Annotated in this window: 9 protein-coding genes and 1 rRNA gene (1 of these 10 only partly in view); 4 read left to right on the top strand and 6 right to left on the bottom strand. The window is 63.7% G+C overall.

Going from position 1 to position 13,993, the window contains the following annotated elements:
• Positions 1-125: 125 nt before the first annotated feature.
• On the top strand, positions 126-3,164 hold the full coding sequence (locus tag ACYQ01_RS03995; protein WP_459932538.1) for an ABC transporter substrate binding protein: 3,039 nt from the start codon (positions 126-128) through the stop codon (positions 3,162-3,164).
• A gap of 2 nt (positions 3,165-3,166) precedes the next feature.
• Positions 3,167-4,600: a sigma-54-dependent transcriptional regulator gene (locus ACYQ01_RS03990; protein WP_459932537.1), complete on the top strand. Its 1,434-nt coding sequence runs from the start codon at positions 3,167-3,169 to the stop codon at positions 4,598-4,600.
• 526 nt (positions 4,601-5,126) lie between these two features.
• Here the strand turns inward: ACYQ01_RS03990 and ACYQ01_RS03985 are convergent.
• From ACYQ01_RS03985 to ftsY, 6 genes are all read right to left on the bottom strand, one after another.
• Positions 5,127-6,260, bottom strand: coding sequence for an ABC transporter permease (locus tag ACYQ01_RS03985; protein ID WP_459932536.1), 1,134 nt, complete (start codon positions 6,258-6,260; stop codon positions 5,127-5,129).
• 3 nt (positions 6,261-6,263) lie between these two features.
• On the bottom strand, positions 6,264-7,181 hold the full coding sequence (locus tag ACYQ01_RS03980) for an ABC transporter ATP-binding protein (RefSeq protein WP_459932535.1): 918 nt from the start codon (positions 7,179-7,181) through the stop codon (positions 6,264-6,266).
• Complete coding sequence (locus tag ACYQ01_RS03975; protein WP_459932534.1) at positions 7,178-8,146, bottom strand: HlyD family secretion protein; 969 nt, start codon at positions 8,144-8,146, stop codon at positions 7,178-7,180. Before ACYQ01_RS03975 ends, ACYQ01_RS03980 begins: the two co-directional genes overlap by 4 nt.
• Positions 8,146-8,757 (bottom strand): TetR/AcrR family transcriptional regulator, encoded by a 612-nt coding sequence (locus ACYQ01_RS03970; protein WP_459932533.1) that lies wholly within the window; start codon positions 8,755-8,757, stop codon positions 8,146-8,148. The genes ACYQ01_RS03975 and ACYQ01_RS03970 overlap by 1 nt, the downstream gene beginning before the upstream one ends.
• A gap of 297 nt (positions 8,758-9,054) precedes the next feature.
• Positions 9,055-9,636 (bottom strand): HD domain-containing protein, encoded by a 582-nt coding sequence (locus ACYQ01_RS03965; protein ID WP_459932532.1) that lies wholly within the window; start codon positions 9,634-9,636, stop codon positions 9,055-9,057.
• Between the two features lie 96 nt (positions 9,637-9,732).
• Positions 9,733-11,070 carry a signal recognition particle-docking protein FtsY gene (ftsY, locus tag ACYQ01_RS03960; protein WP_459932531.1) on the bottom strand — a complete coding sequence of 446 codons (1,338 nt, stop codon included), beginning with the start codon at positions 11,068-11,070 and terminating at the stop codon, positions 9,733-9,735.
• A 102-nt stretch (positions 11,071-11,172) separates the two neighbouring features.
• Between ftsY and asnS the strand changes: the two genes are divergently transcribed.
• Both asnS and ACYQ01_RS03950 read left to right on the top strand, forming a co-directional pair.
• Positions 11,173-12,549: an asparagine--tRNA ligase gene (gene asnS, locus ACYQ01_RS03955; protein ID WP_459932530.1), complete on the top strand. Its 1,377-nt coding sequence runs from the start codon at positions 11,173-11,175 to the stop codon at positions 12,547-12,549.
• Between the two features lie 880 nt (positions 12,550-13,429).
• Positions 13,430-13,993, top strand: a 16S ribosomal RNA gene (locus ACYQ01_RS03950) (it continues 987 nt past the right edge of the window).

Here is a 13,993-nt window from a genome sequence, read left to right as displayed (position 1 = left end):
GGCCTGCGCGGGCGCTTCCAACCGGCGCGGGAAGAGGCTATGTTGACGATACCGGATTTCGGCGTCTGCAACGGGCCGGAGGGGCCCGGCGCTCGTATTCGGACCCGGCGAACGAGGAGGTCGTCATGCGGGCTGCCCTGGCCTTCGCTTTCATGGTGGCGCTTGTCGCGTGCGCATCGTTGTCCTGCGCCCAGAACGGGCCCTCCCCGGGGACCGAACACCGCGTGGCGGACAAACGCCGCATTCTCTATTTCAACTCCTACCACAACGGCTACGAGTGGTCCGACCAGATTCTCGAAGGCCTGCGGGACGGGCTCAACCGAAGCGGCGTTCCCTATGACCTGATCATCGAATACTTGGACACCAAGCGGTTTCCCGACCCCGACCTGCAAAGGACGCTGGTCGATTTTTACCGCCGCAAGTACGCGGGCAGCCGCGTGGACGTCATCGTGGTCTCGGATGACTACGCCTACCAGTTCATGATCAAGAATCAGCCGGTGTTGTTTCCCGGAACGCCCGTGGTGTTTTCCGGGGTCAACGATTTTGGCCCCAAGGACCTGGAGGGCCGCAACGACTTCACCGGCGTGATGGAATATCCCGATTTTCTGACCAACTTCGAACTGGCTCGTCGACTGTTTCCCGACCTGGAGCGCATCGTGGTGGTGGGTGACGAATCCATCACCGGCCAGGCCATACAGAAGCAGATTCGCGTCGCCGTGTCTCCGCTGGCGCAGAGCGTGACCATCGAATACTGGAGCGTCAAAACCCTGCCGGAATTGCTCGCGCGCGCCGAGAGTCTGAAAAAACGCGACGTGGTGTTCATGATTCCCATCTACCTTGGAGCCAAGACCCAGGTGTTTTCCGCCTATGAGGTCTTGGGGATCTTGGCGCGCAAGGCCCCGGTCCCGGTGTTTTCGGCCTGGCGCTTTCTCCTGGGCAACGGCATGGTGGGGGGCAAGCTCCACTCCGGCCAGGGGGAGGGACGCCTGGCCGCCTCCATGGCGCTTCGCATCCTTTCCGGCGAGCGGCCCGAGTCCATTCCCGTGGTGGAGACCCTGGACGACACCTATGTGTTCGACTACCTGGCGCTCAAACGGTTCTCCATTCCCCCGGATCGGCTGCCCGAGGGCTCCGAGCTCATTCACGAGCCGCTCAACTTCTACACCATCGACAAAAAACTTTTCTGGACCGTGACGGCGGGCGTGTCCTTTCTGCTGGCCGGCGCATTTTTGCTGGTGGTATCCACCCTGCAAAAGCGCAAGGCCCAGCGCGAATTGACCGAGCAGGTCAATTTTCTCAACATTCTCATGGACACCATCCCCCTGCCGCTGTCCTACAGGGCCACCGACGGGCGCTATCTGGGTTGCAACCGCGCTTTCGAACGCTGGTTCGGCGTGACCCGGGCCGAGCTCCTGGACAACGCCGACCACCCTCTGGCCAAGCAAATCGGGCCCGGAGAATCGGCGCTCATGCGTCGCATCGGGGTCGAGAGTTTCGAGACCGACATGGTGGACGCCGTGGGGGGATCGCGGGGCGTGATCGTGAGCCAGGCGTCGTACCCCAACGCCAGGGGCGACGTGGCCGGATTGGTGGAGGCCGTGCAGGACATTTCCCAGCGCCGGGCCGCGGAGCAGGCCTTGCGTCGGTCGCAGGCCATGCTGCAGACCGTGCTCGACAACATTCCCCAGCTTGTCTACTGGCTCGACACCCGGTTGCGCGTGGTGGGCGCTAACCGGCCGTTTCTCGAATTCTTCGGCGTGGACGAATCGCGTCTGGGCGCGGGCCACAGTCTGGACGAGCTCATCCCTCAGGCCCGGGCCGCCGGAGCCATAAGCGGGCGCGTGCTGGACTCCGACCGGGCCGAACGCCGGGGAGCGCTGGAGCTGCCCCTTCCGGGTCGCGAACCCGCCCGTCTGGAATTGACCGTGGTCCCTCTGCACGACGAAACCGGCCGGGTGCTGGGGGTGTTGGGCGCGGCTGAGGACGTCACCCTCCGGGCAAGTCTGGAGCGCCAGTTGCTCCAGTCGCAAAAGATGGAGGCCATCGGGGCCCTGGCCGGCGGCATCGCCCACGATTTCAACAACATTCTCACTTCGATCATCAATTCCGCCGAATTGGCCCTCATGGACATCGCCCCGGAAAGCGACGCCGCCCAGGATCTGGAGCGCACCCTCAAGGCCGCCCGGAGGGGCAGTCGGCTGGTGCAGCAGATTTTAGCCTTCAGTCGACCTTCGCAGGCCGGCTTCACGCCCGTGGACCTGGCCGAAGTGGCGCACGAGGCCCTGGCCATCTTCAGCGCTACCTTGCCGCGCAACATCGCCCTGGAAAAGATGGTGCCCCAAGACCGGCCGCTCATGGCTTTTGCCGACGCCACCCAGATTCACCAGATTCTCATGAACCTGTGCGCCAACGCTTTTCAGTCCCTGCGCGCCTCGGGCGGAAAGTTGCGGGTGGAGCTTTCCCGGGTGGATCTTCAGGGGGAGCAGGCCGCAATGCACTCCCTTGCGCCCGGACGCTACATACGTCTGTGCGTTGAGGACAACGGCCCGGGCATCGCCCCTGAAATTCTCGACCGTATTTTCGATCCCTTTTTCACCACCAAGCCCAAGGAGGAGGGCACCGGCCTGGGCCTGGCCGTGGCCCACGGCATCGTAAAGGCCCACAAGGGAGCCATGACCGTGCGCAGCCAGCCGGGCGAGCGCACGACCTTCGAGGTCTTTCTGCCCGCCCTGGGCGACGCCGCGGCCCGGGAGCGTCCGCGCGACGCGGGGCCCGTGCGCAAGGGCGGGGAGCATGTGCTTTTCATAGAGGACGACGAGGACCAGTTGCGCATCATCCCCCGGGCGCTGGGAGTGCGCGGCTACCGGGTGACGGCCAAGTCCGGGGCCGAGCAGGCCCTGGATTTTCTTTCCAAGACCCACGGGGAGCACAAGGTGGAGGTGGTGGTCACGGACTACGACATGCCGGGGCTGTCCGGCGTGGATTTCGCCGAGCGACTGCTTCCGCTCGATCCCGACCTGCCGGTGATCCTGGTTTCGGGACGGCGCGGCGCCTTGACCGCCGCGGCCCGAGCGGGCAACATCAAAAACGTGCTTCTCAAACCCTACGACGGGGACGACCTGGCCCGCGCCATCGGCCAGGTGCTGGACCGTCCGGACGCGTGACCATGCCAACCATTCTGGTCGTCGACGACGATGCGGGCATCCGCGAGACCTTCAAAAGCCTGTGCCGGCGGATGCGCTTCGATTTTCTCGGCGCGGGAAGCCTGTCCGAGGCGTTGTCCATCCTTGCGCAACACGAGGTGGACGTGGCGCTCCTGGACATCCGCCTGCCAGACGGCAACGGCCTGGAGGCCCTGCCGGACTTTCAGCGCGGACCCAATCCCCCCGAGGTTATCATCCTCACCGGTCTGGGCGACCCGGACGGTGCGGAAATGGCCATCAGCGGGGGCGCGTGGGACTATCTGGTCAAGCCCGCGCCCATCAAGCAAACCATGCTTTCGCTTACCCGGGCCCTCAAGTACCGCAAGGACAAACAGGCCCAGGCCCCGGCCGTGGCCCTGCGACGCGAAGCCGTGGTGGGGTCGAGCCCGGGCATCGAGGCCTGCCTGGACCAGGTGGCCCAGGCCTGTCGACTCAACGGTCCGGTGCTCATTCTCGGCGAGACCGGCACCGGCAAGGAACTCTTCGCTCGCACCATTCACGCGAATTCTGCGCGTTTCCAGGGGCCGTTCGTGCCCGTGGACTGCGCTTCCCTCACCGAAACGCTGCTGGAAAGCACCCTCTTTGGACACCGCAAAGGGGCCTTTACCGGAGCCGGCGCCGACCGCACCGGACTGGTCACCCTGGCCGACGGGGGAACCCTTTTTCTCGACGAAGTGGGGGAGATGTCGCTTGGCATCCAAAAATCGTTTTTGCGCGTGCTTCAGGAAAAGCGTTACCGTCCCGTGGGAGCCACGGCCGAGCGCGAGAGCGATTTCCGGCTCATCGCCGCCTCCAACCGGGATCTGGAGGCCATGGCCGAGGCGGGAAGCTTTCGGCCGGACCTGCTCTTTCGCCTGAAGACCTTCACCCTGGTGCTGCCGCCGCTGCGCGAGCGCGCCGGCGACATCAAGGCCTTGGCCGTGGGACATTTGGACGCCCTGTGCCAGCGTTTCGGGTTCCCCACCAAAGGGTTGGGCTCTGATTTCATCGAGATGCTCGCGGCCTACGACTGGCCGGGCAACGTGCGCGAACTCTTCGGCGTGCTGGAACGCGCCTTGGCCGCCGCCGGGACCGAGCCGACCCTTTACGCCAAGCACCTGCCCATGCGGGTGCGCATCCAGGTGACCAAGGCCAATGTGGAACGGTCCCAGCACGGGGAGAAAACGGTCCCGGGGCAGGGCGCGTCACAGTCCGTGCAGCCCCGTCCCGACCCCCCGGCCCTCGGCCCCATGGGCGCGTTGCCCCCGCTTAAGGAATATAAGCTCCTGCACGAGCGCCGCTATCTGGACGCCCTGTTGCTGGAAACCGGCCGCGATCTGCCCGCCATGCTCGAAATTTCCGGGCTGTCGCGGTCGCACTTCTACGCCTTGTTGAAGAAGCACAAAATGACGCTCTAGGCTGGGATGCGAGCGGCGGATTGAGAAGAGGGAAGAGGCCTCCAGCGGCCGGGGGGAATGATTCCCCCCGGACCCCTTCGTGTGCGAGCGGGGGAGGGGACTGCGAGCGGGGGAGGAAAACTGGGACGGGAGGGCGGAAGAGTTGCGGCGGGGAGTCTGGGCCGGCAAGGCCCGGCCCAGACTCCCCGCCGCGACGCCTTCGCTGCTTTGCGGCGACATGATTGTGACGTGAAGAGTTTTTTTCGAGTCTACCCTGACGGTGCGTAGCGCCGTGGGCTTGTTTCTGGAACTTCCGGGACCGGCCTTGCGGTCCCGGAAGTTCCAGAAACAGTGTCTTCGCCTTCCCCGCCCCGGCGCCTGTTCGTCCTTTGGCTACGCCGTCCCCGCTCCCGCAGGCAACCGGGGATTCCAAAGGGGGGCACCCCCTTTGGCCGCCGGAGGCCGTTCTTCTCCCGCCAATGCCCCGAGACACCCCGCTTTGCGTTTTTCGCAGCAACGCAGCCAGCAAGGATTTTTCAACAAGCTGCTAATCCAGGGTCATTCGATAGCGCTTTACCGCCACGGCCATCATGACCACCAGAAAGGCGAGCATGGGCCACATTTCCGGGGCGACGTCATAAAGCCCCAGGCCCTTGAGGGCGATGCCGCGCACGACGCGCAGGTAGTGGGTCAGCGGCAGAATGCTGCCGATCCATTGGGCCCACTCGGGCATGCCCCGGAAGGGGAACATGAACCCCGACAGCAAGATAGAAGGCAGAAAGAAGAAAAACGCCATCTGCATGGCCTGCAACTGGTTTTGGGCGATGGTCGAGAACAGGATGCCCACCGCCAGGTTGGCCGAGATGAAGAAGAACGAGAGAACCAGCAGCAGCGACATGCTGCCGAGCATCGGCACCCCGAAGACGACATTGGCCGCCAGGATGATGAGTCCCATTTGCAGGTAGCCCACCAGCACGTAGGGAACGATCTTGCCGGTGAGCACTTCGAATGGGCGCACCGGGGTGCAGAGCAGGTTTTCCATGGTGCCGCGTTCGCGCTCGCGCGTGATGGCCAGCGAAGTGATGATGACCATGGTCATGGTGAGCACCACGCCCATGAGTCCGGGCACGATGTTGTTCTTGGTTTCGATCTCCGGATTGTAGAGGCGATGGACGCGCAGGTCCACCGGGCCGGGCTGGGCCTTGAGCTTGGCCAGGGGACCGACCAGATCGCGGTTCAGGCTGTCGGTAAAGATGGTGTCCAGGGCGGATATGGCGAAGCCCGTGGCGCTGGGGTCGGTGGCGTCGGCTTCCACAAGCACGGTGGGGCGGTCGCCCCGGGCCAGCAGGCGGCCGAAGTCCTGGGGAATGTTGAGCACGAACTGCACCTCGCCCCGCTCCAGAAGCCTGCGGCCTTCGACTTCGGTGGTGATGGTGTGGTCCAGGGTGTAGTAGAGGCTGTTTTGCATGGCCGTCGTCACGGTGCGGGAAAATTCCGACTCGTCGTTGCACAGGACGGCCAGGGGCAGACGCTGCGGGTTGGCGTTGATGGCGAAGCCGAACAGCAGGAGCTGCATGATGGGGATGCCGATCATCATGGCGAAAGTGAGGCGGTCGCGGCGCATCTGCACGAATTCCTTGAAGACCATGGCCGTGAAGCGGCTCGTGGAAAAGCGGACCATGGTTCAGCCTCCCGCCTGGGTCATGAGGCTGATGAAGACCTCCTCCAGGCTGGTTTGGGTCCTGACCAGGGTGACTTGGCCGTCGGCCAGGGGGGTGAGGCTCTTTTCCAGCAGGTGGGCGTCGGAGCCCGAGACGTGCAGGGTGTTGCCGAAGTGGGCCACCTGCTCCACGCCGGGCAGGGTGCGCAGGATCTTGGCCAGAGCGTAGAGGTCGGGGCCCTGCATTTCGAAGGTGGTCAGGCCGCGGTTGGCCACCACTTCCTCCACCGTGCCCTGGGTGAGCAGATTGCCGTAGGCGATGTAGGCCAGACGATGGCAACGCTCGGCTTCGTCCATGTAGTGGGTGGTGATGAGGGCGGTCAGGCCCTGGCCGGCCAGTTCGTGCACTTCGTCCCAGAAGTCGCGCCGCGCCTTGGGGTCCACTCCGGCGGTGGGTTCGTCGAGCAGCAAGAGCTCGGGGCCGTGGATGAGGCTCGCGGCCAGGGCCAGGCGTTGCTTCCATCCGCCGGAGAGGTTCTGGGCCAACCGGTCCGCGTAGGGAGAAAGGCGCATGCGTTCCAGGGCGCGCTCCACCGCCGCCGTGCGGTCCGCGACATCGTACACGCGGGCCATGAATTCCAGGTTCTCGCGCACGGTCAGGTCGCCGTAGAGGCTGAAGCGCTGGGCCATGTAGCCCACATGGGTCTTGATGCGCTCGGCGTCGCGGATCACGTCGAACCCCAGGCAGGTCCCCTGACCGGCGTCCGGGCTCAGCAGTCCGCAGAGCATGCGGATGAATGTGGTCTTGCCCGATCCGTTGGGGCCGAGAAATCCGAAGATCTCTCCCCGATGCACCTTGAGGGAGAGGTTGTTCACCACCGCCTTGCCCCCGTAGCGCTTGGTCATGCCGGTGACGTCGATGATGGGGGGGGAGGCGTTCATCGCCCGTTCTCCAAATGGACGTCCACGGGTTGGCCCGGCTTGAGCAGGGCCGCTTCCTGGGGCGCGAAGCGGGCTTCCACCATGACCACCAGCTTGGCCCGGAAATTCTGGCTGTAGATGATGGGCGGAGTGTATTCCACCTGCGTGTTGACGAAGCTGATATGCCCGGCCAGGGGCTTGTCCAGGCCGTCGGCGCGCACGCTCACCGCCTGGCCCACCTTCAGGCGTCCCCATTCGGTTTCGGGTACGAAAAAGCGCACCTTGACCGCGTCCGGCGGCAAAAGCTTCACGACAGGGCTGCCGGCGGAGACCCACTCGCCCCGGTAATACAAGAGATCCACCACTTGGGCGTCGAGAATCGCGAGCGGCATCTTTTGGTCCAGCGACCATCTGGCCTGGTCGAAATCGGCGCGGGCCGCGGCCACCTGGTCCGTGGCCGCCAGGATCTGGTCGATGCGCGAACCGAGCTTGCCCGTGGCCAACTGGGCCTTGAGGTCGGCCAGCGAGCCCTGGGACGCGAGAAAGGCGGTGCGCGCCTTGTCGTATTCCTCCTTGGCCACGGCGCCCGAGGCCAGCAGACGCTGGCGGCGCTCCATTTCGATCTTGGCCAGGGACAGTTCCGCCTCGCTCTTGGCGATGCGGGCCAGGATCTGGTCTATCTCGTCCGGGCGCAGCCCCTTCTTGAGGTCGGCAAGGGTGTTCTGCGCCTTTTGCAGGGTGGCCTGGGCCCTTTCCACGCCTATGGTCTCGGTGTCGTGCTCCAGTACGAAAAGACGCTGCCCCGGGATGACCTTGTCGCCCCGCACCAGGGGCAATTCGTCCAGCCGGCCGGCCAATTGGGAGGCCACATAGACGAATTCGCCCTCGGCGTAGCCCTGGAAGGTGTCGGCCGGAGTCCGGTCGCAAGCGGAAACCAGAAGCGAAAGCAGAAGCGAACATATCGCCGCATATCCAAGTCGCGCCATCAGGAATTCTCCATCGCCTTGCGGTACAGGGTGGTGAGAAAAGATGCCATATCGTGCACGTCCACCGCGCCCATCCGGGCCAGCGGCTCGGGCAGCATGGCGGCGGCCCGTTCGCGCAGGGGTTGGGTGAGAAACTGGAACACCAGGGAGCCGGCCACGGAAAAGTAGGTGCACACCGGGTCGAGCCCCGCCCGCTCGGCCAGGGGGAGTATGGACTTGAACACGCGTTCCCATCGGGTGATGACCGCCAGGGGCATGTTTTCGCCGCCGGAGGCCAGTTCCCAGGCCATGATGCGGGGCAGGCGGGGGTTCTGGAGAAAGAGCTCCGCCAGGGTGGAGAGAATGCGTCCCAGCACTTCTGCGGGCGGACCGGGAACGGCGGCGGTTCGTTCTATGGTGGTGGCCAGGCGTTCGAAAAAGCCCAGCACCACCAGTTCGTACAGTCGGGCCTTGTCGCCGACGCGGTAGTAGAGCATGGCCTTGTTCATGCCCGCGGCCCTGGCGATGCCCTCGACCCTGGCTCCGGCAAAGCCCTTTTCGGCGAAGACCTGGGCCGCCGCGTCGAGAATGGCCTCTTGGGCGGGAGAGTCCGGGGTTTCCCTGTTGCTCATACTAGACGGTTTAACCAGGCGGTTAACCCCTGTCAAGAACGATGGCGCGCACGAAAAGAACCGCGCGATGCCCGGCCCCGGCAGTTGGGGGCCAAGTCGCGGGACCGGCTGGGGAATTGGTATGGATGGGGCGACAAAGGGGCGCGGCGCGATTTTCGCCGGCCTGAAATTCTCCGCCGGACTGAAGCCCTGCGGCGGTTTGCTCCAGCCGCAAGAGCGCTTCGAGCGCCGCTGGCGCGCCGAATCGCCCGGCCGGACGTGGAGTCCGCACCGGGGCCACAGGGACCGGGCGGCGGCTTACGTCGTTGCCAGGTGCAAGACGACGGGCTCGATGTCTTCCAGCCGTTTCCCCAGCGCCGACTCCACCCGCGCGCGCACGGTCTCGGCCCGCATCTGGCCGTGGCGGAGACTTTCAAGCTTCTGGGGATCGTGCAGCCAGGAGTTGATCCAGATGGCGTAGCGGTCTTCTATGCTCACGCGCCGAGTGCGGCGAAAGCTCTTGTCCGCCAGGTAGACCACTTCGTCTTCGCCGATGGGCTCGTGGGGCTCGGGGATGCGCCCGCCCAGACGGGTGTGCACTTCGGCCACGGCCGCGACTTCGTGATAGCCCATGGAGCGCAGCAGTCGCCCGGCGGCCAGGTCGTGGGCCGGCTCGCCTTTGCAGATGTCGTGAAGCAGGGCGGCGGACTCCACCAGCTCCACGTTCAGGGCAAGCCCCCTGGCATTGAGCGTCTGGGCCAGGGCCACGGCCAGGCCGGCAACGGCCACGCAGTGCCCGGCCAGTTCGGGTTTTTCCGGCTGATGTTCCCGGAGCAGGTTCAGGGCGGCTTTCCTGCCCGGTATCGTCCTTTCCTCTACGTTGTTTTCCTCGTCTCCCATGCGCAACCGCTCGACCTTCACACCCAAGTTAAATGTTTTGAAAGGGGGCCGGGGCAGCGTTTCTTCACGGAAGTCTCCCGGCCGTTTTCGTATCGTTTATGTCAGCAGCGCCTTCGCGAAGTCCTCTCCGCTGAAGGGGCGCAGGTCTTCCATCTTTTCGCCCAAACCCACAAAGGTGATGGGCACGGCGTGCTCCAGGGCGATGCCCACCACCACGCCGCCCTTGGCCGTGCCGTCGAGCTTGGTGAGCACGATTTCGTCCACGCCCACGGCCTCGTTGAACAGCTTGGTCTGGGACAGGGCGTTTTGTCCGGTGGTGGCGTCCACCACCAGGATGGTGCGGTGCGGCGCCCCGGGATGCTTTTTGCCCAGCACCCGCGACACCTTCTTGAGCTCTTCCATCAGATTGACCTTGGTGTGCAGGCGCCCGGCCGTGTCGAGAAAGAGCAGGTCGTAGCCTTCGGCCAGGCAGCGGTCCATGGCCTCGTAGGCCACGGCGGCCGGATCGGCTCCCTCGCCCTTGGCGAAAAAGCCCGCGTCCACGCGTTCGGCCCAGATCTGCAACTGTTCGATGGCCGCGGCGCGGAAGGTGTCGCCGGCCGCGATAAGCACCTTGCGCCCCTGCATTTTGGCCCGGTAGGCCAGCTTGGCGATGGTGGTGGTCTTGCCCACGCCGTTGACGCCCACCAGCATGACCACTTCCGGCGGATTGACGGCCTTGATGGTCTTGGGAGTCTTGAAAATCTGGGCCAGCTCCTCGCGCAGCAGGTCCTTGAAGGCCGAGGAGTCGCTCACCTGGGCCTTGCGCGCCCGGTTCTTGAGTTGGGCCAGGAGCTTGCTGGCCGGTTCGAACCCCACGTCGGCCATGATGAGGATCTCTTCGAGCTCGTCCCAGAAGGCGTCGTCCATCTTGTCGTGGGAGGAGAGCAGGGAGTCGATGCGGGCCGCGATCTGCTCGCGGGTCTTGGAGAGCCCTTCGGTAAGCTTGATGAGCAGTCGGCTGCGTTCGTCCTCTTCGTCTTCGAGCTCCAGGGCCAGGGCCAGGCGGTACTGGAGTTCCGAGCGGAACTCTTCCACTTCCGCGTAGCCCATGTCGTCCAGCCATTTGGCGAATTCGTTCACGAACCGGTCGGCTTCGGCGGTCGGGGCCTCCAGGCAGGAGAAGAGAAAACGCAGCCGCTCCCAGAGGGCGGGGCCGGGCTTGTCCACTCCTTGAAGCAGAATGGCCAGCCAGGCCGACAGCTTGGGTTCGGCTTGGCGAAGCGTCAGCGTGAGTTCTTTTTGCCACTCCTCCTCCCCGGGGGGCGGGGCCGGAGCGGCTTCTGCTTCTTGGGGAGAGGATTCGGCCGGCTCAAGGACGGCCTCGTCGGCGTCCTGCGTCTCGGCCTGGGGCTTCTTGCCCAGCCAGGAGGAAAGCTTGGAGAAAAATCCCATGGAACATCCTTCTATCGGCGAAATCAATCCCTGCCTCCTAACCCAGGGACAGGCGTCAGACAAGGCTTGCGTCCGGCTTGCGGGCTGAATTATTCAACGGGGATGAAACGATGGACCATATCCTCTCTTCTTGCGGCCGAAGGCCCACGCGACGAGGTTGCGCTCAAAGGGTGGGTGCGAACCCGCCGGGACGCCAAGGGATTTTCCTTTCTCGAAGTGAACGACGGCTCGTGCTTGGCCAACATCCAGGTGGTGGTCGACGCCTCGGCCGAGGGCGCGGATCGACTCAGGGACATGGGGGCCGGGGCCGCGGTGTCCGTGGTGGGCGGCCTGGTGCCTTCGCCGGGAAAGGGACAGTCCTGGGAAGTGCGGGCCGCCAAGGTCGAACTTGTGGGCGGCTCCGACCAGGAGACCTATCCACTCCAAAAGAAACGCCACTCGGACGAGTTTTTGCGTTCCATCGCCCACCTGCGTCCGCGAACGAACAAGTATGGCGCGCTGTTTCGCATCCGCTCGGAACTGGCCTTGGCCGTGCACGAATTCTTTCGGGAACGGGGCTTCGTCTACCTGCACACGCCCATTCTCACCGGGTCGGACTGCGAGGGCGCGGGAGAGATGTTCCGGGTCACCACGTTGGCGCCGGGCGCTCCGGCCGGTTCTGAAGCCGAAAAGTCCGACTTCTTCGGCAGGCCGGCCCAGCTTACCGTCTCGGGCCAACTTACGGCCGAACCTTTCGCCCTGGCCCTGGGAGACGTGTACACCTTTGGCCCGACTTTCCGGGCCGAACCGTCGGATACCGCCCGTCACGCGGCCGAGTTCTGGATGGTGGAGCCGGAAATGGCCTTCGCCGACCTGGAAGACGACATGAACCTGGGCGAGGACCTGCTGAAGCACTGCGTGCGGGCCGTGATGGAGCGTCGCCCGGCGGATTTGGAGCTCTTCGCCAAGTGGGTGGACCCGACCCTCATGGCGACCCTGGAAAAGCTCGCGGTCGAGTCCTTTGTCCGTGTGCCCTACGGCGAGGCCGTGGACATCTTGTCCAAGGCGTCCAAACCGTTCGAGTACCAGCCGGCCTTCGGCAAGGACATTCAGACCGAGCACGAACGATACCTGGCCGAAAACCATTTCAAGAAACCCGTGATCGTCTATGATTATCCAAAGGATATCAAGGCGTTCTACATGCGCCAGAACCAGGACGGCGTTACCGTGGCGGCCATGGACGTTCTGGTGCCCCGCATTGGAGAGATCATCGGCGGGAGCGCCCGCGAGGAACGTCTGGAGAGATTGCAGGCCCGTATTGCCGAACTGGGCCTGCCTATGGAGGGATACGACTGGTACCTGGACACCAGGCGCTACGGGACGGCCCCGCATGCCGGCTTCGGGCTGGGGTTCGAACGACTGGTCATGCTGGTGACCGGAGTGACGAACATCCGCGATGTGATCGCTTTCCCGAGAACGTACAAGCACCTGGAGTACTAGGGCGGAGTGTGGGCCTTCCCCTGGTGGCAAAAGCATTCAGGCAATGGAGAAAAGTATGAATGTGTTCGGGGCAAGGTTTTCTAAAGGAACCGTAGGTTATTTAGCCTGTTAGAGTGTTCAGGGAATGGCGAGACCGCCCCGGAGAAGACAGTTTTCTTGACGATTCGAAGAAAACCCGTTGACAGGTGGGGGGGAGGTCTATAGAAAGCGCCTCCTGCCTGCGGGAACGAAGTTGCTGCTTGGCGGCCCTGAGTGGAGGGGACCAATCGGATAAGGTATGGATGGACAATCCGCCGCCGAGGGGAGCTTCCGGGAAGGGATTGAAAACGAGGTGGAGCGATCCGCCGAATGGGAAGCGGCACAGACGGAGACGGTTCATCCGCGAAAGCGGAAAAGTCACGAACTTGAAAGAAAGTTGTTGACGAACGGGCCGGTCGAACGTAGGTAGCCACTCCCGCCCGCAAGAGGGCGCCCGCGAGGGGAGACCTGAAGCGGAATTGAAAAATGAAGCTGGCGAGAAAAAAGATGTTGACAGCGAGGCCCGGTGGCAGTAAATAGCCGAGCCCGCCGCGAAAAGGGAAACCGGATCGGGGCGAGAAAAAAAGTTGACGACTTGAAAAAAAAAGTGGTTGACAAAAACGCTGGAAGCACTTAGACAGACCAGCCGCCGAGGGAAGCATGCTTCCCGGAGCGAATTGAAAGAAGTCGACGAAAAAAAACGTTGACACCGCCGGGAAGGTCGGAGTAAGAACCACCTTCCGCCGCAAGGAAACGCGGAACAAGTTCTTTGACAATTAAATAGCGAGTCGGGTGAATTACGATTAGCCACACCCCCTGGGTTTTCGGACCCGGGAGGGTTTCAGCAAGCTACAAGGATTTCAAACTGGAGAGTTTGATCCTGGCTCAGATTGAACGCTGGCGGCGTGCTTAACACATGCAAGTCGTGCGAGAAAGGGGGCTTCGGCTCCTGAGTAGAGCGGCGCACGGGTGAGTAACGCGTGGATGATCTACCCTTGAGTACGGAATAACGATGGGAAACCGCCGCTAATACCGTATGACAATCCTTTTCAACGAGGGTTCAAAGATGGCCTCTGCTTGCAAGCTATCGCTTGAGGATGAGTCCGCGTCCCATTAGCTAGTTGGCGGGGTAATGGCCCACCAAGGCTACGATGGGTAGCTGGTCTGAGAGGATGATCAGCCACACTGGAACTGAAACACGGTCCAGACTCCTACGGGAGGCAGCAGTGGGGAATATTGCGCAATGGGGGAAACCCTGACGCAGCGACGCCGTGTGAGGGAAGAAGGCCTTCGGGTCGTAAACCTCTGTCAGAAGGGAAGAACCGCCTTGGGTCGAATAGGCTCTAGGCCTGACGGTACCTTCAGAGGAAGCGCCGGCTAACTCCGTGCCAGCAGCCGCGGTAATACGGAGGGCGCAAGCGTTAAT

Source organism: Fundidesulfovibrio butyratiphilus (assembly GCF_054657235.1).
The sequence above is the reverse complement of the archived record's forward strand: the minus strand, read 5'-3'. Positions and strand labels throughout refer to the sequence as shown.

What these genes read in the sequence shown, in the direction of transcription:
- ACYQ01_RS03995 (WP_459932538.1), top strand. Translation starts at nt 126, where the DNA reads ATGCGGGCTGCCCTGGCCTTCGCTTTCATGGTGGCGCTTGTCGCGTGC.
- asnS (WP_459932530.1), top strand. Translation starts at nt 11,173, where the DNA reads ATGAAACGATGGACCATATCCTCTCTTCTTGCGGCCGAAGGCCCACGC.
- ACYQ01_RS03980 (WP_459932535.1), bottom strand. Translation starts at nt 7,181, where the DNA reads ATGAACGCCTCCCCCCCCATCATCGACGTCACCGGCATGACCAAGCGC.
- ftsY (WP_459932531.1), bottom strand. Translation starts at nt 11,070, where the DNA reads ATGGGATTTTTCTCCAAGCTTTCCTCCTGGCTGGGCAAGAAGCCCCAG.
- ACYQ01_RS03970 (WP_459932533.1), bottom strand. Translation starts at nt 8,757, where the DNA reads ATGAGCAACAGGGAAACCCCGGACTCTCCCGCCCAAGAGGCCATTCTC.
- ACYQ01_RS03985 (WP_459932536.1), bottom strand. Translation starts at nt 6,260, where the DNA reads ATGGTCCGCTTTTCCACGAGCCGCTTCACGGCCATGGTCTTCAAGGAA.
- ACYQ01_RS03975 (WP_459932534.1), bottom strand. Translation starts at nt 8,146, where the DNA reads ATGGCGCGACTTGGATATGCGGCGATATGTTCGCTTCTGCTTTCGCTT.
- ACYQ01_RS03990 (WP_459932537.1), top strand. Translation starts at nt 3,167, where the DNA reads ATGCCAACCATTCTGGTCGTCGACGACGATGCGGGCATCCGCGAGACC.
- ACYQ01_RS03965 (WP_459932532.1), bottom strand. Translation starts at nt 9,636, where the DNA reads ATGGGAGACGAGGAAAACAACGTAGAGGAAAGGACGATACCGGGCAGG.